16 protein-coding genes and 1 tRNA gene are annotated in these 19,890 nt (G+C 56.2%); 2 read left to right on the forward strand and 15 right to left on the reverse strand.

Annotation, left to right across the window (positions count from 1 at the left end; all coding sequences use genetic code 11):
• Window positions 1-71: 71 nt before the first annotated feature.
• The 7 genes from Q334_RS0114520 to Q334_RS0114550 all read right to left on the reverse strand — a co-directional run bounded on the left by Q334_RS0114520 (window position 72) and on the right by Q334_RS0114550 (window position 7,310).
• Window positions 72-161, reverse strand: a tRNA-Ser gene (locus tag Q334_RS0114520).
• 51 nt (window positions 162-212) lie between these two features.
• Window positions 213-404: a carbon storage regulator CsrA gene (csrA, locus tag Q334_RS0114525; protein ID WP_027313850.1), complete on the reverse strand. Its 192-nt coding sequence runs from the start codon at window positions 402-404 to the stop codon at window positions 213-215.
• A 270-nt stretch (window positions 405-674) separates the two neighbouring features.
• Window positions 675-1,910, reverse strand: a complete 1,236-nt coding sequence (locus tag Q334_RS0114530) for an aspartate kinase (RefSeq protein ID WP_027313851.1) — start codon at window positions 1,908-1,910, stop codon at window positions 675-677.
• A 62-nt stretch (window positions 1,911-1,972) separates the two neighbouring features.
• Window positions 1,973-4,606 carry an alanine--tRNA ligase gene (alaS, locus tag Q334_RS0114535; protein WP_027313852.1) on the reverse strand — a complete coding sequence of 878 codons (2,634 nt, stop codon included), beginning with the start codon at window positions 4,604-4,606 and terminating at the stop codon, window positions 1,973-1,975.
• Between the two features lie 421 nt (window positions 4,607-5,027).
• Entirely contained in the window at window positions 5,028-5,657 is a 630-nt protein-coding gene (locus Q334_RS20125) for a regulatory protein RecX (RefSeq protein WP_051527830.1), read from the reverse strand.
• Between the two features lie 53 nt (window positions 5,658-5,710).
• Complete coding sequence (recA, locus tag Q334_RS0114545) at window positions 5,711-6,748, reverse strand: recombinase RecA (protein ID WP_027313853.1); 1,038 nt, start codon at window positions 6,746-6,748, stop codon at window positions 5,711-5,713.
• Between the two features lie 67 nt (window positions 6,749-6,815).
• Window positions 6,816-7,310, reverse strand: coding sequence for a CinA family protein (locus Q334_RS0114550; protein WP_027313854.1), 495 nt, complete (start codon window positions 7,308-7,310; stop codon window positions 6,816-6,818).
• 151 nt (window positions 7,311-7,461) lie between these two features.
• On the opposite strand from Q334_RS0114550, the gene mutS reads away from it, so the two are divergent.
• Both mutS and fdxA read left to right on the forward strand, forming a co-directional pair.
• Window positions 7,462-10,044, forward strand: a complete 2,583-nt coding sequence (gene mutS, locus Q334_RS0114555) for a DNA mismatch repair protein MutS (RefSeq protein WP_051527831.1) — start codon at window positions 7,462-7,464, stop codon at window positions 10,042-10,044.
• Window positions 10,045-10,055: 11 nt separating this feature from the next.
• Window positions 10,056-10,382, forward strand: coding sequence for a ferredoxin FdxA (fdxA, locus tag Q334_RS0114560; protein WP_027313856.1), 327 nt, complete (start codon window positions 10,056-10,058; stop codon window positions 10,380-10,382).
• Between the two features lie 20 nt (window positions 10,383-10,402).
• Here the strand turns inward: fdxA and Q334_RS0114565 are convergent, their stop codons facing one another.
• The 8 genes from Q334_RS0114565 to Q334_RS0114600 form a co-directional block, all read right to left on the reverse strand.
• Complete coding sequence (locus Q334_RS0114565; RefSeq protein ID WP_027313857.1) at window positions 10,403-11,332, reverse strand: MalM family protein; 930 nt, start codon at window positions 11,330-11,332, stop codon at window positions 10,403-10,405.
• A gap of 162 nt (window positions 11,333-11,494) precedes the next feature.
• Window positions 11,495-12,769, reverse strand: coding sequence for a maltoporin (locus Q334_RS0114570; protein ID WP_035461657.1), 1,275 nt, complete (start codon window positions 12,767-12,769; stop codon window positions 11,495-11,497).
• A 173-nt stretch (window positions 12,770-12,942) separates the two neighbouring features.
• Window positions 12,943-14,832 carry a cation:proton antiporter gene (locus tag Q334_RS19305; RefSeq protein WP_245593693.1) on the reverse strand — a complete coding sequence of 630 codons (1,890 nt, stop codon included), beginning with the start codon at window positions 14,830-14,832 and terminating at the stop codon, window positions 12,943-12,945.
• A 233-nt stretch (window positions 14,833-15,065) separates the two neighbouring features.
• On the reverse strand, window positions 15,066-15,704 hold the full coding sequence (locus Q334_RS0114580) for a DUF3047 domain-containing protein (protein ID WP_035461659.1): 639 nt from the start codon (window positions 15,702-15,704) through the stop codon (window positions 15,066-15,068).
• A gap of 17 nt (window positions 15,705-15,721) precedes the next feature.
• On the reverse strand, window positions 15,722-16,345 hold the full coding sequence (locus Q334_RS0114585) for a CDP-alcohol phosphatidyltransferase family protein (protein WP_027313860.1): 624 nt from the start codon (window positions 16,343-16,345) through the stop codon (window positions 15,722-15,724).
• Window positions 16,335-16,982: an ATP-binding cassette domain-containing protein gene (locus tag Q334_RS0114590; RefSeq protein WP_027313861.1), complete on the reverse strand. Its 648-nt coding sequence runs from the start codon at window positions 16,980-16,982 to the stop codon at window positions 16,335-16,337. The genes Q334_RS0114585 and Q334_RS0114590 overlap by 11 nt, the downstream gene beginning before the upstream one ends.
• Window positions 16,983-16,993: 11 nt before the next feature.
• A complete protein-coding gene (locus tag Q334_RS0114595; protein ID WP_027313862.1) occupies window positions 16,994-18,670 on the reverse strand; it encodes an ABC transporter permease in 1,677 nt (558 codons plus the stop codon).
• Between the two features lies 1 nt (window position 18,671).
• Window positions 18,672-19,859 carry an ABC transporter substrate-binding protein gene (locus tag Q334_RS0114600; protein ID WP_027313863.1) on the reverse strand — a complete coding sequence of 396 codons (1,188 nt, stop codon included), beginning with the start codon at window positions 19,857-19,859 and terminating at the stop codon, window positions 18,672-18,674.
• Window positions 19,860-19,890: the final 31 nt, after the last annotated feature.

Here is a 19,890-nt window from a genome sequence, read left to right on the forward strand (position 1 = left end):
CGAGAGGATTCGAACCTCTGACCGCCTGGTTCGTAGCCAGGTACTCTATCCAGCTGAGCTACGGGCGCTAATGGCGGAGAGTGAGGGATTCGAACCCTCGATAGAGTTTCCCCTATACACCCTTAGCAGGGGTGCGCCTTCAGCCTCTCGGCCAACTCTCCAAACAACGCGGCGGATATTAGCGCATTGATTTCAAAAAGAAAAGGAAAATTTTAATCCTGATTAGGATGTTGTTCCTGCTTCTCTTTTTGAATGCGCTGATAGATTTCTTCGCGGTGCACTGACACGTCTTTAGGCGCATTGACGCCAATACGTACCTGATTACCTTTTACACCTAATACGGTCACAGTGACGTCATCACCGACCATTAGGGTTTCACCTACACGACGGGTAAGAATCAGCATCTCCGTTCTCCTTAAATCCTTGGTTTCCTCATTGCCTAGCGGCACAGCTCCAGCTCCCGCTTCCAGTAGACTTAGCTGCCGATCCTGGCAACTTCAAGCCTGCTAGCGGGCTTCGCATTGTTGCAGGCGTCTTAATGCCTGTGAAGGGGAAAAATCCACATTTTTGTGTGGCTGTGGTTACGCACTGTAACCAGGCGCACGCGAGATGCGAATGTGCAATAAGAAGTGAACAGAGCAGGTGCAGCCAGAGACTGCACCTATACAAAAAGCTTACTCTGCGACAGTGTCAGCTTTATCCAACTCAAAGGCAGAATGCAGCGCACGCACCGCCAATTCCAAGTACTTTTCAGCGATGACAACCGACACCTTGATCTCGGAGGTAGAAATCATCTGGATGTTAATGCTTTCCTTAGCCAGGGCAGCAAACATCTTGCTTGCCACACCGGCGTGGGAGCGCATTCCCACACCAACGATTGACAGCTTAGCAATCTTGTTATTGCCATTCACTTCACGAGCTCCCAGCTCATTGCAGGTACGCTGCAAAATCGCCTGGGCTTTTTCAAAGTCATTACGGTGTACCGTGAAAGTAAAATCGGTGGTCTGATCCGCCGCGACGTTCTGCACGATCATATCCACTTCAATATTGGCATCACTGACAGGGCCTAAAATCTTGTACGCCACGCCAGGTACATCAGGCACGCCCAGAATGGTCAGCTTGGCCTCGTCACGGTTAAAAGCGATACCAGAAATAATGGGCTTTTCCACAGTCTCTTCATCCTCTAAGGTAATCAGGGTGCCAGGGCCATCGACAAAGCTGGACAGCACACGCAGGGGAACATTGTATTTGCCGGCGAATTCCACAGAACGGATCTGCAACACCTTGGAGCCTAGGCTCGCCATCTCCAGCATTTCTTCGAAGGTAATACGATCAAGACGACGGGCACTATCCACCACACGCGGATCGGTGGTGTATACCCCATCCACATCGGTGTAGATCTGACACTCATCCGCCTTCAGCGCTGCCGCCAGGGCCACGCCGGTAGTATCGGAGCCACCACGCCCAAGCGTCGTAATGCTGCCGCTATCATCCACCCCTTGGAAGCCTGCCACCACAATGACATAACCTGCATCCAGGTCAGCCCGCATCTTCTGATCATCAATATGCTGGATGCGCGCCTTACCGTAAGCACTATCGGTACGAATGGCGACCTGAGCGCCAGTGTAGGATTTCGCCGGCACACCACGCTTTTGCAGTGCCATGGCTAACAAGCCAATGGTCACCTGCTCGCCGGTGGACATAATCACATCCAATTCACGGGCGCTCGGTTGTGGCTGAATCGCTTTCGCCAGCTCAATCAGACGGTTCGTTTCACCCGACATCGCGGACACCACGACCACAATGTCATGCCCGGCTTCGCGAAACTTCTTCACCTTCTCGGCAACGGCCTCAATGCGCTCAACCGAGCCCACAGAGGTGCCACCGTACTTTTGCACGTACAATGCCATTTTTTCTGTTATTCCTCTCGCAGCAAGGGCCAGCAAGCTGGCCCTGTCTTCACAGATTGTTATCAGAGGTGGGCTTGCAGCCAATCCTGGGCCTGGGCCAGCGCCGCCGGCAGTGCAGCCACATCGGTGCCACCACCTTGGGCCATGTCAGGGCGGCCACCGCCCTTACCGCCCAAACGCTCAGCCACTTCACGAACCAGATCACCAGCCTTCACTTTGGCTGTCACCTCTTTAGTAACCCCAGCTACCAGGCTTACTTTGCCATCCGATTCGGTCGCCAGCAGTACCACGGCACTGCCAAGCTTATTCTTTAACTGATCCAGCAGATCACGCAGGGCCTTGGGCTCTACCCCTTCCACCTTGGTTACCAGTACCTTAACACCATTGATCTCAGCGGCCTGAGCTGCCAGATCATTACCAGCAGAGCTGGCCAGCTTCAGCTTGAGCTGTTCCAGCTCACGCTCCAGCAAGCGGTTACGCTCAAGCAAGGCTTCTGCTTTGCTCAGTACGGATTCACGGTTTGCCTTCAACGCGGAGGCCAACTGACGTAAGGCCTGCTCGCTTTGATCGACATAACGTAGCGCTTCGCTACCGGTCACCGCCTCAATACGACGAACACCCGCTGCCACCCCAGACTCGGAAATGATTCTGAACAGACCAATATCCCCCGTGCGACGGACATGAGTCCCACCACACAGCTCGGTAGAGAAAGCGCCAGAGCCTTCACCCATGCGAATCACCCGCACTTCGTCTTCATACTTTTCACCGAAGAGTGCCATCGCCCCAGCAGCTTTTGCTTCTTCCAGCTGCATTAATTGCACTTGCACATCCTGGTTGGCACGGATTTGCTCGTTCACCATGGCTTCAACTTGCTGCAACTGCTCCGCGCTAACCGCTTCAAAGTGACTGAAGTCAAAACGCAGACGATCAGGAGCCACTAAAGAACCTTTCTGCTGCACATGCTCGCCCAAAATCCGGCGCAAGGCTTCGTGCATCAGGTGTGTTGCAGAGTGATTCAACACAATAGCTTGGCGACGAGCCTGATCCACTTCTGTCTGCACCACCTGGTCAAGCTGCAGTTCGCCCTCTAGCATCCGGCCATGGTGTAAGAACACCTTGCCCTCTTTGGTGGTATCACGGACAGCAAAGCGGCCACCAGCCCAGCTGAGCACACCACTGTCGCCAACCTGACCACCTGACTCGGCATAAAACGCGGTTTTATCCAGTACGACAACCGCTTCCATGCCCGCCGACAGTTGCTCAACTTTGTTCCCATCGCACAATAACGCCATGACTTTGCCAGCATCCTGCAGATGCTCATAGCCACAAAACTCGGTCTGGCCTTCAACTTGCAGAGTTTGGCTGTAATCCACACCAAACTGACTGGCAGCACGGGCACGCTCGCGCTGGGCCTCCATCGCCTGCTCAAAGCCTGGCATATCCAACTCCAGGCCACGCTCACGCGCAATATCCGCCGTAAGATCAACCGGGAAACCGTAGGTGTCGTACAGTTTGAACACCGTATCACCGGCAATCACCTTGCTCTGCAGCTCGGCAATGGCCTGCTCCAAAATGCGCATACCTTGATCGAGGGTTTTGGCGAACTGCTCCTCTTCTTTGAGGATCACACGCTCAACCTGCGCCTGCGCCTTGGCTAACTCAGGGTAAGCCTCACCCATTTCCGCCACCAGCGGTGCTACCAGCTTATGGAAGAAACTGCTTGTGGCGCCCAAACGGTGCCCATGACGAATGGCACGACGCATGATGCGACGCAGCACATAACCGCGTCCTTCATTGGAGGGCAGCACACCGTCGGTAATCAAAAACGCACAGGAACGAATGTGATCTGCAATCACCTTCAGGGAATGATTGCTGGGATCTTCGGCAGCCGTTACCTCCGCCACCGCACGCAGCAGGTTCTGGAACAGGTCGATCTCATAGTTAGAATGCACACCCTGCATCACCGCAGAAATACGCTCCAAGCCCATACCGGTATCAACGGAGGGACGTGGCAGCGGATGCATCTGGCCATCGGCAGTGCGGTTGTACTGCATGAACACCACATTCCAGATTTCGATATAACGATCACCGTCTTCATCAGGGCTACCGGGCGGGCCACCAAATACATCCTCGCCATGGTCATAGAAGATTTCGGTGCAGGGACCGCAAGGACCGGTATCCCCCATCGCCCAGAAGTTGTCAGAGGCATAGGGTGCGCCTTTATTGTCACCTATACGGATAATACGATCCGCCGGCACCCCTACCTCGTCACGCCAAATGGCGTAGGCTTCATCGTCACTGGCATAGACCGTGACCCATAGTTTTTCTTTGGGGATATTCATCCACTGGGCAGAGGTCAAAAATTCCCAAGCAAAACGAATCGCATCCTGCTTGAAGTAGTCACCAAAGCTAAAGTTACCCAGCATTTCGAAGAACGTATGGTGACGGGCGGTGTAACCTACGTTTTCCAGGTCGTTATGCTTGCCGCCGGCACGCACGCAGCGTTGAGATGTCGTTGCACGGCGATAGGAACGTGGATCCGTACCCAGGAACACATCCTTAAACTGCACCATCCCTGCGTTGGTAAACAGCAGAGTGGGATCATTGCCGGGAATCAAAGGACTGCTGGCGACCACTTCATGCCCTTGGCTTTTGAAATAGTCGAGGAAAGCCTGGCGTATTTCTGCGCTCTTCATATTCCTGCCTAAATTGGAAAACGGCGATTTACTCTGCTCCGATGCCTCAGGCTCCACTACTGCCGAGGCAGGGAGAACACACCGGAAAACATGCAATAACGGGCTAGTATATCGTTGCCGGGCGGGAATAAAACACTAGAAGGTAATTTTGCTGGCGCTTTCGACTTTTGTCGGCTATTGAGCGGCGTTTTGCCCAGAAGAGCGCCTATGCTGCGATCATGCAACTGCGCTTATTGGCTCCGCTTACGTCCCAGGCTTAGGGGTGATGATAAGATTTGTGCACCTTTCACTCGGCTGACAACGCCAGCAATCTGCCCAACCATCTCTTATCAATCCATTGGAGCCCCCCTTAGAGTCAATCCTGTACCAGCCCCCGAGGCATATCGCCCTAAGGACTGCTAGACAAGGGGCTGAAGCCGGATTAATCGTCCCACTCATCCCATTCCGACTGCTGCAAGGCGCTCAATGCCTGCTGCATATTAAAACCACGATAGAGCAGGAAACGCAGCTGCTTAGCCTTTTCTTTCGCCTCCGTAGGCAAGGCTTTACCAAAGCGGCGCTCACGCACAGCACGGGCCTGGGCTAACCAATCTGCCGGTGCTTCCTCCCCTTGCAACTCCTCTAACGGCAGCGCTTTTTGCTGTAATGCAGCCTTGATACGCAAGGGCCCCTGCCCACGCGCCACCGCCTGGCGCACATTAGCCCGAGCTGCACGTTGGTCATCCAGATAGCCAAGCTCCTGCAAGCGCGCCACAACCTGGGCAATCAGCTGTTGTTGACTTTGCTCGGATAACTCTGGCGGCACCTGCTCGGCGTATAACAGTGAGTCTTGCTCCTCCTGCAGCGCTGATGCCTCTGACCACGGCTCCCGCTGAGAGGCAGACCGTGATTTGGCGGAACGAGAAGGACGCAGACGTTTGAGCAGTGCTTGTGCCAGCCGCCGCGCCAGTTCAGTTTCGCCGTAATCGCGTCGCCCCAGCAAGCTGACGCCATGCTCTAGCAGATAGCGGTACAGCTCCTGTTCGCTTTGCTGGTTGCCATGCTCGTTCATACCCATCCCCATAAGCTAAAAAGGCAGCCTGGGCTGCCTTTTTGAACGTTCGCTTAAGCGAAGTCAGGTTCCGTAGTTGCTTCCATGTCTCCCTCTTTAGCGGGCACATTCAGCAACTGCACACGAATCTGAGCTTCCAGCTCCTGCGCCAGTTCAGGATTATCTTCCAGGTATTTACAGGCATTCGCCTTACCCTGGCCGATTTTGTCTCCTTTGTAGGCATACCAGGCACCGGATTTATCGATCAAGCCCAGCTGCACACCCAGGTCTACCACCTCACCCATCCGGTAAATTCCTTTACCGTACAGAATCTGGAAGTCAGCCTGACGGAAGGGCGGAGACACTTTGTTCTTCACCACCTTCACTCGGGTTTCATTACCCACCACCTCGTCACCCTGTTTGATGGAACCAGTACGACGAATATCCAGACGCACAGAAGCATAGAACTTCAGGGCATTACCACCAGTGGTGGTCTCCGGGTTACCGAACATCACCCCAATCTTCATCCGGATCTGGTTGATGAACACCACCAGGCAGTTGGCATTTTTGATATTACCGGTAATTTTCCGCAGTGCCTGTGACATCAAACGGGCCTGCAAGCCGACGTGGGTATCCCCCATTTCGCCTTCAATTTCCGCCTTGGGAACCAGCGCTGCAACGGAGTCGATAATGATGACGTCGACCGCATTGGAACGAACCAGCATGTCGGCAATTTCCAGCGCCTGCTCACCGGTATCCGGCTGCGACACCAGCAGATCATCCACATTCACCCCGAGCTTTTCTGCATAGATAGGGTCCAGTGCATGTTCAGCATCAATAAATGCACAGGTTTTACCCTGCCGCTGCGCCTGCGCCACCACCGACAGAGTCAGGGTGGTTTTACCGGAGCTTTCAGGGCCATAGATTTCAACGATACGACCATAGGGCAGGCCGCCAATCCCCAAGGCCACATCCAACCCTAAAGAACCGGTAGAGACTGCCGGAATAGCCTCACGGGGCTGATCGCCCATGCGCATGATGGCGCCTTTACCAAACTGGCGCTCAATCTGACTTAACGCCGCGGTCAATGCTCGCTGTCTGTTGTCATCCATTGCCTTCACCTGTGCAAATAACTGTATAACTGACCAGTATTATTTCATACTTTTTTGAAAGCGCAAGTCACAAGCGCAGATCCTGTTGCACTAATTGCAGTAACTGCTGCAATGCCTGATCAATCGCCTGCTCACGCACCTGCTGTCGATCACCACGGAAGCAAAACACTTCACTCTGTACGCCCCAGGGGCCAGCCCAGGCTAACCAGACAGTTCCCACTGGTTTCTCCGCACTGCCCCCATCCGGCCCCGCGATACCACTCACCGCCACGGCAACCTCTACCCCCAGACGTTCCAGCACACCATATGCCATCGCCTCCACCACAGGCTGGCTCACCGCTCCCACCTGTTCCAGCAAAGCAGCAGGCACCCCCAATAACTGCTGTTTAAGGTGATTGGAATAGCTGATCACCCCGCCCTCAAACCAGGCCGAACTGCCTGCCAGTGCCGTCACTGCCGCACCGATGCCACCACCGGTACAAGACTCCGCCGTGGCCAGGCGCCACCGCCTGGCACTCAGCTGCTGCGCCAGTTGTGTTAATAGGGTGTGTCGCGCTGACATAATGACTTCTCCTTCTACTGGCCTTTTTCACCAACGGCTTAACCCAGTACAATCCGCTTTCGAATCCAACAGCCTAACCCTGGTTATCAACGTGAGACAACAGGACGCCGCCACCGCCGTGCAAGCACAATCTCTGGCCCAGCATACGCCGATGATGCAACAGTATTTACGCATTAAGGCCCAGCACCCCCGCGAACTGCTGTTTTATCGCATGGGGGATTTTTATGAGTTGTTCTACGATGACGCTAAACGCGCCGCCCGCTTGCTTGATATCACTCTGACCGCGCGTGGCCAATCCGCCGGGGAGCCTATTCCCATGGCGGGTATTCCCTATCACGCTGCGGAGGGCTATGTCGCCCGCCTGGTACGCATGGGCGAGTCGGTGGTGATCTGTGAGCAGGTGGGCGATCCCGCCACCAGCAAGGGTCCGGTCGAACGCCAGGTGGCGCGTATTGTCACCCCTGGCACCCTCAGTGATGAAGCCTTCCTGGAGGATCGCCGCGATAATCTGGTGGTTGCCCTCAATCGTCAGCAACAGCAGTTTGGCCTCGCCCTGCTGGATATCAGCAGTGGCCGCTTTAGCCTGTTGGAAGTGAATACGGAAGAAGCCCTGCAAAGTGAGCTGGAGCGCCTGCAACCGGCCGAGGTATTGATCGGCGATGAGCATAGCTGGCCCGACTGGTTACTCAAACGCCAGGGCTTACGCCGCCTGCCCCCCTGGCATTTCGAATTAGATACCGCTACCCGCCTGCTTAACAGCCAGTTCGGCACCCGTAGCCTGGAAGGTTTTGGCTGCGCCCACTTAAGCCTGGCTCTTTGTGCGGCAGGCTGCCTGTTGCAATACGCCAAGGATACCCAGCGTACTGCACTGCCCCATATTCGTGGCCTGCAGGTAGAAAACCGTAGTGAAGCGGTGATTTTAGATGCCGCCACGCGGCGCAACCTGGAGCTGGAGCGCAACCTCAACGGCGGTCACGAGCATACCCTGGCCAGCGTGATTGATCAGTGTATGACCCCCATGGGCAGCCGCTTGTTACGCCGTTGGCTGCAACGTCCCCTGCGTGATCTGAGCCGTCTGCGCCAACGCCAGCAGAGTATCCAGCTGCTGCTCGACACCTGCAGTACCAGCCATATTCAACAACTGCTTGAGCCTATTGGCGATGTAGAGCGCATCCTCGCCCGGGTCGCCTTACGCTCTGCCCGTCCACGAGATCTGGAAAAGCTCGGCCTATCCCTGGCCCAGCTCCCGCTGTTGCAACAAAGCCTAAGCGAGCTGGACTCACCACTGTTACAGCAGCTAGCTAGTGCCATTGCCAGCTTTCCTACGCTGCAGCAACTGCTCCAGCGCGCTATCTGCACCAATCCACCGGTGGTTATCCGTGACGGCGGCGTGATTGCCGAGGGCTACGATACCGAGTTGGATGAGCTGCGCGGGCTAAGTGAACATGCCGGTGATTACCTGGTGCAACTGGAGTTACGGGAACGTGAGCGTACCGGCATCAGCACCCTCAAAGTGGGTTACAACCGCGTCCATGGCTATTACATTGAGCTCGGCCGTGCCCAGGCCAGCCAAGTCCCCGCTGACTATATCCGCCGGCAAACCCTGAAAAATGCCGAGCGTTACATCACCCCTGAACTGAAAGAGTTTGAAGACAAAGCCCTGAGTGCCCGCAGTAAAGCCTTAGCACGGGAGAAAGAGCTCTATGAGGCCCTGCTCGACATTCTGGCCGAACACCTTGGCCCCCTGCAGGACTCCGCCATGGCACTGGCGGAGCTGGACGCCCTGACCAACCTGGCCGAGCGTGCCGACAGCCTGAACTACCACTGCCCTGAGCTCAACGACAGTGACGAGCTCTATATTGCAGGCGGACGCCATCCGGTGGTGGAGCAGGTCAGCGCCCATCCCTTTGTCGAAAACAGTCTGCGTTTAGACACGGACCGTCGCATGCTGATTATTACCGGGCCCAACATGGGGGGTAAGTCCACCTACATGCGGCAAACGGCACTGATTGTGCTGCTCGCCCATATTGGCAGCTTTGTCCCCGCCCGTGAGGCCAGAATTGGCTTGGTCGATCGTATTTTTACCCGCATGGGATCCTCCGATGACCTGGCGGGTGGACGCTCCACCTTCATGGTGGAGATGACCGAAACCGCCAATATTCTGCATAACGCCAGCCGGCAAAGCCTGGTATTAATGGATGAAGTAGGCCGGGGCACCAGCACTTTTGATGGTTTATCCCTGGCCTGGGCCGCCGCCAGCTGGTTAGCCGAGCAAGGCGCCTATACCCTGTTTGCTACCCACTACTTTGAACTGACCGCCCTGCCTGAGCAGTTCAACCACGTAGCCAATGTGCACCTCAGTGCCACCGAGCATCAGGACAACATCATCTTCCTGCATGAGGTACAGGAAGGCCCTGCCAGTCAGAGTTACGGTATTCAGGTGGCCAAGCTGGCCGGTGTGCCCACCAAAGTCATTGCGGAAGCACGCCACAAGCTGGCGCAGCTGGAGCAACACAGCAGCCTTAGCCAAGCTACACCGCCATCGTCCGCCAGCAGCACGACAGCCGCGGCCTCCACCACTGCCACCAGTCAACCCTGGCAGGGGGATATGTTTGCCGTACTGCCTCACCCCGCTATTGAAGCGCTACAGCAGCTTGATCCCGATAACCTGACGCCTCGCCAAGCGCTGGCTAAGCTATATGAGTTACAGGCACTGGCCTCAGCGGCAAAATAGGAGGGGGAAAAATGACCTATGTCGTGACGGAAAACTGTATTCAGTGCAAATACACCGACTGTGTCGATGTCTGCCCGGTGGACTGCTTCTATGAAGGGCCCAATTTCCTGGTGATTCACCCGGATGAATGTATTGACTGTGGTCTCTGTGAACCCGAGTGCCCAGCCGAGGCCATCTTCGCTGAAGACGACCTACCTGCAGAGCAACAGCACTTTGTCGCCCTCAATGCTGAACTGGCGGAACGTTGGCCCAATATTCGTGAAATGAAAGCGTCCTTGCCTGAAGCTGACCACTACAATGGCCAGCCAGACAAGTTGGCGCTATTGCAGCGGGATTAAGCCGCAGGCCGGTTGCAGCCCTACTGGGGCTGCACCGCCACCCGCTGCAGGAAATACTGACGCGCCCGCTTCGCTCCCACCCGCTGCGCTTCCTCCACCAATTGTAAAGCCAACTCCATATTGCCTGCGGCTAACGCCTGGCCAACCGCCTGTTCAAAATAGGCTTCGGTCTGGGCTAACGCAGCAGGGGTAGGCGTAAGAGCCTGCCCCATTGGCTGGGCTGGCTGGCGCCCTGGCTGATACTGCCCCTGGGCTAAAGACTCCGTCTTGGGGGCAATCCAAGCCGGTAAGTAATCACGGATGGCACTGCCACCCCCGCGTTCCTCCTGCAAGCTGATTTGCAACAAGCCTGTGGCAGCATGGGGCGCAATGGGGTCGGCAATATTCGGCGGCTCCACCCCGTGGGCCTTGGCAAACGCCTTGGCGGGATGCACCAGTGTCGTCGCCCCCTGCAACTGCGCTGGGGTGGTATAGATCAGCATATAACTCTCATTGCGGGGATCCGGTCCAAGGCTACGATCGATACGGAACTGGGTATCCAGGCTATCCCCCTTAAAGCCCTGGGCCGGCACATAAATAAAGTCCTGCTCGGTCAACAAGCGGGTTTGCTGAAAGTTGGCATCAAGCAACATCACCGTCGGTGACAATACCGTCTTACCCGCCAGAGAATGTAACTTCACCACAAAACTATGACTGCGCTCAGGCAACTTAAAGGCCGCCACATAGCTGCTGCCCTCGGCGAAGTTAAACCGTGGCGCCTGGCTATCTAATGACCAATCCAAACTGCGGTTAATTTCCAGGGCATGATATGGCAAAGACGATAACTCAGTGCAGCAAGCAGCCGCTGGGGCCGGTTGTGCAGCTGAGGCAGGGGCAACCGCTTGATTCGCCACGCCGACACAACCCGTTAAGGTGATGGCTAACATAGCCAGGGAAAAGAGTTTAAACATAGCGCCTCCCGGCAAACACCCTGTGGCAAGACCAGGCTGGGTGATCAGTCTTGCCACAGGCTGCTAAAAAAACCCCCGAGTTGAGGCGGGGGTAATGGGAAAATAAAACGAGGTCAATCACTACTCAGATGGCCTCCCGCGACGGGAGGCCGACAAGCATCCTTACCACCAAGCTTCCATTTGCACACCAAAGGTCAGGCCAGAGTCTTTACCATTGAGTACTGACTCGCTGGCGGCGTTGTACTTTGCACCATCCCAATTGGCATAGGTGGCAAAGGCTCGGATCACCGGACGTGCCCAGAAGCTGCTACCCGCCGACCACTGTTGGGCCAGGGTCAACTTGGTCAGGTCATAGGTATCACCCGCACCCTGCGGCTTCACCCGGTCATAACCCAGCTCCAGCGCGGTACTCATATTGTCAGACCACTTGTACACCGGACGCACGCCAACGGAGTACCAGGTTTGGCCATTGCCTGCATCGAGGTCTTTATCCTCATAGATACCGACATACATCATCTCGACTTTGTCACTGAGGTTGACCACCCCTTGCTCCACCAGACGCACCATGGAGCCATTGGCGGCGGCACTACCATTATGACCCGTGCCAATCATGCCATCAGTGGCGTATTGCAGCGCTAACTTGTTATAGCCGCCAAACCAATTGCCCTGGGTATGCTCAACAGTCAGCAACACCCCTTCCTGATCCTTGTAACCGGGGTCTGCTTTTTGTGTCTTGCTCAGGTTGGCCTTGCCATAGTCCAGGCCAAACTCGAGGGAGCCATGCTCGCCCACTTTAAGATCGCCATAGCGAATATCGAAGGTGTCATTCGCCACGTTGGTACCTGTGCCGGCACCACTGTAAACCCAGTCACCATCGGTGTTGCGCACCCAGGCCAGGGACAGCTTGCCCTCACCCAGGCTGATATCTTCAATACCTGCACCGGGGCCAGACACGTCCCAGTAGTAGTAATCGTTGATATGTACATCGTGGCGCTTGTAGTAGCGCTTACCCGCCCACAGGGTCGCCCCAGGCATGGAGTCGATCACATTTTTCGCTTCGATATTGAATTGGCGAATAGAAGCCACGCCATTCTCATAGGGATGCTTGGCATCCTTGGCGGCTTCCCAATCGTTCTCCTGGCGGGACTTGTAAGCAATCATGGTGTTAACACGGAAGGTTTTGTCCATCTCGTTGTAGAGATCCTGGGACAAGGCCACCTCGGCATAGGTCTCACACTCATTACCCAAACGGTAACTGGCCCCGGCATTTTTCGCTTTAAAGCAGGCCTGATCACCACCGCCACTGGTGGCACCAATACCCGAACGGGCATAGCCATGAAACTCAACCGCGGCGACAGGCCCAGCCAGCATGGCCGCAGCCAAGGCGGTTAACAAAGGGAGAGTGGGGTTAAACGCTTTGTTGTTGTTATCTGCCATCTTCAGAGATTCCTACTGAGTTAAGGTCACATGGAGCACCGGCTTGGGCATTGCCCAGGTACTGTCATGGTCGGGAATCTCTAAAGAAGCAGCATCATCCTTAGCAGGAAAAAAGTAGGACTATTCAGGGAGGAGGACGACTACGCCCTCTCCTCCCCCGCTACGCCCCCGGGTTACAGGGGCTTAGGCTCAGGCAAAACATCAGCAGGCTTTTCCGTTTTTTCGGCCTTCTCCTGCGCTTTTTCCTGCGCCTTTTCTTTCTCTTTCTCAATTTCCATATCGAAAGAAATAATCTGCCAGCCAGCCTTCGGCTGTAAGCCATTCTCCAGGGTAAACACCTGTACGTGCCCTTTTGGCGTCAAGGCAAACAGCGGACAGCGACCTTTTTGATGCTGAGCCTTCCAGGCTTCAAAATTAAAGTCTTCTGTCAGCTTGGTCGTGCGCAGGCGAGCACCCTGGCGGAGTAGATTAGCGAACTTACCGTAGGTCAGCCCCTCCTCCCCCAGGTATAAGCCCTGGTACTCCTCCGAGATCAGCTGACGCACCGACCCCTGGGCATCCTTACTGGTCTGCACGGCAAAGATATTCTGCTTACCAAACTCAGGACGGTAACGCAGACTGGCCAGCACGTTCAGCTCACGCTGGGGCGACATGGCCAACACCCGGCCATAACCGACCAAATCCAGATACATATCAGCGTGCCGTGACAATGGATTACCGTGGAAGGTACGCAGCCCCATCATCCGCGCTTCACGGATGTTCTCCCAACTGGGATCCACCAACAGCACAGGTAGGTGGTTTTGCTCCAACACCTTGGCGAGTTCACGCGCCACCTGATTGGCACCGATGATAATAAAGCCCCGCGGCTCAGGATCCGCCACACCAAGCCACTGGGCCAAAGGTCGAGCCGTGGCACTTTGAAACATCACCGTGCCGATAATCACGGCAAAGGTCAGGGCGGTCAGAATCTGTGCATCGGCATAGCCACTTTGCTCAAGGCGCAGGGCAAACAGAGCCGATACCGCTGCCGCTACAATCCCTCGTGGCCCAATCCAGGAAATCAAAGCCTTTTCCTGCCACTTTAAGTCACTGCCGTAGCTGGAAATCCACACCGCGATCGGACGAGCAACAAAGTGGATCACCGCCAGCAATACCAGTGCAGGCACCCCTAACGCCCATAATTGGGACAGGTCCAAACGTGCCGCCAACAACACGAACAAACCAGAGATCAGCAAAACGGTCAGGTTCTCTTTGAAGGACAGAATCTCTTCAATGTGCACCCCCTTCATATTGGCCAACCACATTCCCATCACCGTCACCGCCAGCAGGCCGGACTCGTGGGCTAGGTAGTTGGCAAAGGTAAAGGTGGCTAACACCAACGCCAGGGTGGCTAAGTTCTGCAGATACTCAGGTAGCCAGTGACGGCGCAGCGCCTCACCAATGGCATAGCCCGCTACCGCACCACTGACCACCCCGACCAGTACAATTTCAGCAAAGAGAATGGCCGTGTGACTGATCGCTCCGCCTTCTAGGCTTTGCGAGATAATCCACTCATATACCAATACCGCCAGCAGCGCGCCGATGGGATCGATAATGATACCTTCCCAGCGCAACACATTACCGATCCGGCTATTGGCCCGCACGGTACGCAGCATGGGTACAATCACGGTGGGCCCCGTCACGACAACAAGCGCACCAAATAACCAGGACATCGCCCAACTCAAGCCCAGCAACCAGTGGGTGGCCACGGCGATAATCAGCCAGGTTACCGCCGCCCCAATACTCACCAGACGGCGCACCACCTTACCTACATCACGAATCTGGTCCAGATGCAGGGTTAAACTGCCTTCAAATAGAATGATCGCAACCGATAGCGACACTAACGGGAACAGCAACTCACCAAAGAGCGCATCAGGCGCCACCCACCCTAACAGGGGGCCTAAAGCAATACCGGACAATAACAAAAACAAAATCGCCGGCAGCTTAACCCGCCAGGCGACCCACTGGCAGGCCAAACCTACCACCGCAATCAAGGCCAGAATAGCGGCCGCTGACATAGGCATAATGGTGTCCTCTTATCCTGAGACAACTGACCGCGCATCATTAACGCAACTCGCCTTTGGTGCAAGACTCCCTGGCTGTAACTTAGGCAAAAAACCAGGGACTGGCGCCAAAAAGGGGGTTTTTCTCGACTCTCCTCAACCACCATTGCCGCTCTTACTTCTGAAGATCAAGAGCCTGAATCGTAATAGCGCTCTAGCAGCAACAATGGCCTGCATCATACGAGCAAGTTTCGTTAAGGTATCATCAGAAACAGCTCTATTGGCCCATACCAAGCTCGTGCCTGACCACCGCCATTATCGGTATCCGTCATCACCGCAATATGACTAAAACGTTTCGGCACCTTAGCGAAGCAGCGCTGAAAGTCCGCCACCAGATCACGCTCATATTGCTGCCACTGCTGCAAATTCGCCTGACCTGACTCCAGCGCGATTAAGCACGCCTGCTTAGTATAGGGACTCAGCCAATGGCTGTACTGCGGCTGCTCCGATGCCCAAACATAATTCAACGCCAGGGTTTGCCAAGGGAAAAGGCCCTCCGCCACCACATACACCCGGGCCGGAAAGTCATCCCCCGCTTTACTCAGCTCCGCCCCCTTTATTGGCAAATTATCAACCTTCCAACGCCAACGCAGGCGCGGCTGAGTTTCGCTCGCTAAGTTAATCGGCCGGAGCAAACCAGAGGCACTGGCATTCGCTTGGGCCTCCAGCACCCAACCCTCTGCCTGCTGCCGAGTCTGATACGCTGTCTGGCCACTAAAGCGCTGCGTCTGCCACAGGCTCAGATCAGCAAAGTCCAACACTTCCGCCTGTGCACCGACACTGCCAGTCAGCATCAACACCATTCCGCCTATGTAGCCGACCTGTGCTTTCATCGCGGCGCTCCTGGTTATCACTCAGTTTGATCGCTGACTTTTAAAGTGCGATAGCCGGCCCAAATCCGTGTCACCGTGGTCAGGGCGCAAATCAGGGCAAAACCATAGGCCAGCGCAACAAAATGCTGCGGCCACAGACAAAAGGCGATAAAGACCAGGATGGTCTCAGTGCCTTCCGCCAAGCCGCCAATGTAATACAGTGATTTATGGCCAAAATCCGGATGCTTGATCTGGCGCCGCTCAGCCAAGGCCGCAAAGGCTAAAAAACTGCCTCCGGTACCAATAAAAGAGAAGATCAGGGTCGCGGCCGCTAACCCATGCTCAGCAGGATTGGCCAAGGCAAAGGCCCAAACCAGGCCGGAATAGAAGATAAAATCGAGGGTAATATCGAGAAAGCCGCCGGCATCCGTTGGTTGACTCAAACGCGCCAAGGCACCATCCAAACCATCCAAAATGCGGTTGGCCAGTAATAACAGCAAGGCCCACGAGTATGCCTGTAACGCCACCGCCAACATGGCTGCCAGTCCCAGCGCAAAGCCTAGCAGGGTCAGCTGGTCTGCCTTGATGCCGCATCGCTCTAACAGTCGGGCACTATAAAGCAAGGGCGGCTTGACCCAGCGGGTAGTGTACTTATCCAGCATGACTTACCTCCGCGCGGCTCAGCTGCAGCACCTGCGCATTGGCAGGGCAATCCTGGGGATCATGGGTCACCAGCAGGGTGGGAATGGCCGCTGCCAGCGCATGGGCAAATACCCAATCGCGCACCTGGGTGCGCAGCTGCACATCCAGCTTACTAAAGGGCTCATCCAGCAGGAGCAGGCGCGGCTCCGCCAACAGCGTACGTAACAAACTGACCCGCGCCCGCTGTCCGCCGGACAGGGTGGCGGGATCGCGCCCTCCCATGCCGGCCAGTTCCGCCTTGACCAGGGCCTGTTCGATACGATGCTGACGCTGTTGACCGCGATAGTGGCGAGGCAACGCCAATGCCAGATTGTCCGCCACCGATAAATGGGGGAATAACAAGGCATCCTGGAACAACAGCCCAACACGGCGCTGGTAAGGCGGCAAACCTAACAGAGGCTGCTGACCAAGCCAGACCTGCCCTTGCACCGCGAATACCGGCTCCAGAGTGCCTGCCAGCAACCCCAGCAGGCTCGACTTACCGCAGCCACTGGGGCCCATCAGCACCCCGACCTCGCCACTGGCGATGGTCAAACTGAGGGGGGCAAACAGGGGCCTTCCCTGCAAACTCAACTGCACCTTATCGATAACTAACACTGTGACCTCGGTTACAGGCGCATCTGGGCAAAATGCCGATAGCGCCATCTAGGCAATAACAAAGCCAATGCATAAATCAGTACTGGCCAGCACAACTGACCCCAGGCATAGACCCCAAGCACCCGACGATCAGCACCACTGCCAAGGCTGATAGCCTCCGTCGTCAAGGTCGCCACCCTCCCGCCCCCGAGAAACAGCGTGCTGAGGTACTGCGCCACACTGACCGCCACCCCAATAGCCAGGGCCGCTAACAATGGCCGCAACAGCAGCGGCGCCTTCACCCGCCACCAGCAGCCCCAGGGGGTTAAACCGAGTAGACGTCCCTGCTGCCAGTAACGCTGATCGAAGGCCTGATAGGCCCCCGCCAAACTGAGATAGACATAAGGCAGCACAAACAACAAATGGCCCCAGAACACTGCCCACCACTGTCCTTGCCCCCCCAGACTGACTAGCAGCACCTGCAAGCCAAACAAAAAACTCAACTGGGGGATCAACAATGGCAGATAAAGCGCCAAGGATAGCCAGGCAGAAGGGCCACGCCGCCCTAACCCTTCCAGCCACAGCACCACTATGGTTAAGGCGACAGCGCTGACACTCAGTGCCAGCAGCAATGTCTCCTGACTGAGCAGCCACAACCGCGGCAACTGACGCTGCCAGGTAGTCAGTGTCCAGCTCTGCGGCCACGCCAGGGGGAATGGCCAGCGCCAACTCAGGCTACTAATGAGTAATCCCAACAGGGCCAGCAGCACTAACGCCAAGAGCCCCACTAATAACCAACGCCCAACGCTGGCTGTGCGTGGCCAAACCGGCGCACGCCAGCCCCTGCGCAATCCCTGCAAACCTAACCAAGCCAACAACCGCTCCATCAGCCACCAGCCCAGCACCGCCAATAACAGCAGCCCGAGCAAGAGTACCGCCCCCGCACTGGCCGGTAAGCGCCAGCTCAGGTCCGCATCCAGCATCCAGCGCCATAGCTGTACGGCCAGGGTCGGCGGGGTAGTCGGTCCCAGTAACAACGCCATATCCACATTGGCCAAGGCGTACACCAAGACCGCCAGCAGCGGTAGCCGCAACTGCCGGTACAAAGCAGGCCAGAGTAACAACAACCAACTTTGCCAGGGCGGATAGCCCAGGCTCTGCCCCAGCCTGAGGCTTTGCCGCCAAGGCAGATTGGGCAGTGCGGCCAGGGTCACCAATAACAGGTAGGGAAACTCCTTCAGCACTAACCCCAGAATCAACCCCCATCCCCAGGGGTCTTGCACGCCAAAGCCGAGTGGAGGACTGTGCCAGCCACTGGCCCAGGGGGAGACCCAACGCACAAGCCAACCACTGGGGCTGAATAAGAACACCAGACCTAAGGCCAGGGCAGCATGGGGAATAGCCAATAAAGGCGCCAAACCGCGTTGCAGTCGTTGTCCCCAGGGGTGCTCAAGTAAGGCCAGCAAAAACCACCAGACCAGCAGCAGACTCAAGGCGGTTGCCGTCAGGCCGGTAAATAGGCTCAAGCCCAGCCCTCTGGCTAATCCAGGCCAGTGCCAGAGTTGCTGCCAGGGCTGCCAGCTCCACTGGTTAAATCCCAATACCGGAAAGTAGCCCCAGGCGGGCAACAGGGTCGCCAGCAATCCCAGCAACACTGGCCCCCCCAGTAGCAGCAGCGCACTGAGGTTGATGTAAAGGCCTGCTCTCACCTTAACGACCGTAGCGCTCCTGCCAAGCTTGCTCTAACGCAGGCATCCAGCTGGCATGGGGTTCTGCCAAGGTGCGGCCCAAATCCGCCGCATCCAGTGCCGCTGGCCCCAAGTCAATGGCTTGCCAGCGTGCCTGATCTTCAGCCGATAAGCGCTCCAGCGCCAAGACACTAGGATCTCCCCATACGGCTGGGTCTGCCTTGCGCGCCTGAGCCTCCGGGCTTTGCAGGAAGTTCACCAATACCTGGGCGGCGGCTTTATTACTGGAGTTAAAGGGAATTGCCAGATAGTGGGTATTGCCAATGGTGCCACCTTGGTGAATATAGGTTTTCACCGTGGGGGCCAGCTGGCCAGCGATAATCGCCGCACTGGCTTCATTGGGGTTAAAGCTCAGGCTAATCAGCAGCTCACCGTCATCCAGCAACTGACGCATGGCCTCGGCACTGGCGGGGAAGCTTTTGCCCTCACGCCAGAGAACAGGGTGCAATTGATCCAGATATTGCCACAAGGGTGCCGTCACCCTGGCAAAGTCACTTTGCTCAACAGGCTGCAACAAAACGCTGGGATCGGGGGTCAACTCCGTCAAGGCCTGCTTGAGAAAGGTTGAACCGTGGAAACTCGGCGGCTGCGGATAGCTCACCCGCCCAGGGTGTTGCTGGGCGAAGTCCAGCAGAGCCGGCATCGAACGGGGGAAGTCGCTCACCTTGGCGCTATCGGCAATAAAGACCAATTGCGCCATCCCCCAGGCTGCCTCCATCCCCTCCACCGGGATGGCAAAATCATAGGCAGTGGTGGCCGGATTAACATAGCGATAATTGGGTAATCCCTCAGCAAAGGGACCAAATAAGAGTCCCTGCTCCTTCAAGGCTTTAAAGTTTTCCCCATTGACCCACAGCAGGTCCACACTGCCCTGCTGCTCGCGCCCGGCGGTTTTTTCCGCCAGGATGCGGCTCACCACTTCCGCGGCATCACTGATTTTGACGTGCTCCAGCTGGATGTCATAACGCGCCTTTACTTCTGCTGCCGCCCACTGGATATAGTCATTGATACGCTCCGAACCACCCCAGGCATTGAAGTAAAGCGTCTGTCCCTTGGCCTGTTGCTCAATTTCAGTCCAGTTAGCCGCGTTGGCCGTCAAGCTGGCTCCTGCAAACAACAAGGCGCCCAACAGCTGTGTCGGTTTATCCATGCTTAATCCTTATTTACGTGTCTAATACAAA

Source organism: Balneatrix alpica DSM 16621 (assembly GCF_000619885.1).
Classification (GTDB): domain Bacteria; phylum Pseudomonadota; class Gammaproteobacteria; order Pseudomonadales; family Balneatricaceae; genus Balneatrix; species Balneatrix alpica.